The organism is Streptomyces sp. NPDC005423, assembly GCF_040606415.1.
Lineage (GTDB): Bacteria > Actinomycetota > Actinomycetes > Streptomycetales > Streptomycetaceae > Streptomyces.
The window spans coordinates 1-1,131 of record NZ_JBEXET010000116.1 but is presented as its reverse complement, the minus strand read 5'-3'; the positions used below and the strand labels follow the sequence as shown (position 1 = coordinate 1,131).

At 36.3% G+C, this 1,131-nt stretch carries 1 protein-coding gene; it reads left to right on the top strand.

The genetic code is table 11. The features are described from left to right. Positions 1-1,131: hypothetical protein (locus ABZT12_RS39335; protein WP_356394686.1), on the top strand; the 1,131-nt coding region annotated here is incomplete at both ends.

The following is a 1,131-nucleotide window of genomic DNA, read 5'->3' as shown; positions in this document are numbered from 1 at the left end:
CTTACAACAAGAAAAATTGTTGCCTACGGAACTTTATGAAACAGATGAACATATTCGTACCATGTTACAAAAAATCTTTAATCGGAGAAGTGTGGTCAAAAAGTTCAAGGTACAGAATGGTTTTCCTACGATGTCAGCCATTCTTACCACTCACTCGATTGCCCAAGCCAAACATATTTACCGGATTTTAAAGGAAATGAAAGATAATGGGACACTCTTGAATGGGCGACAATTTGATGAACGTCATCAACTGATTGATAAAGATTTCCCAAGAGTAGCTATTACCTTCTCAACCAATCCGGATCAATTAGAAAAAAATGAACAAGACGATGAATTAGTAGAGATCATGAAAGAGTATGCGAAACAGTTTGATGCTTCTCCTTATCAAGATGAGAAACTCTACAATCAAAATATTAATAAACGGTTGGCCCGTAAGGAAAAGCAATATCAATCGGATGGTCAGTGGCTAGATTTTGTCATTGTTGTCGATCGTTTATTGACAGGCTTTGATTCTCCAACGATTCAAACCTTATATATTGATCGAGAAATGAACTATCAAAAGCTCCTTCAAGCGTTCTCAAGAACGAATCGTATTTATACAGGAAAAGATTCTGGGTTGATTGTCTCTTTTAGAAAGCCCTTCACCATGAAAGAAAATGTGCAAAACACGTTTCGTCTATTCTCAAATGAAAATCAAAACTTTGATCAACTGATTCCAAGAGAATATGAAGAAGTCAAAAAAGAATTTATCGAATGTTCAACACTTTATAAACAAAGCGAAGCCGACCTATCGGATAAACCCAATGATCTTAAAACGATGATTGCGCAAGTGAGTGCTTATCAAAAGCTAGAAAAGAGTTATAAAGCGCTCCGAAGCTATGATCAATACGAAGAGGACTTTGAAGCATTTTCAGAAGTAGTGGAGCAGATGCCACAATATCAAGGTAAAACGGAAAATGTTAAAACAAAGATTAAAGAAATGATCGAGGATGAGGAGCATCCTGAGGAAGACTTCGAGAAGCTTTTACAAGAGATTGCTTTTTCTTCGCAGCTCAATGCGACACATAAAGACATCGTGGATAGTTTTTATATTAATCAACTTTTGAAAGCGATTCAATTAAACGAAGCAGG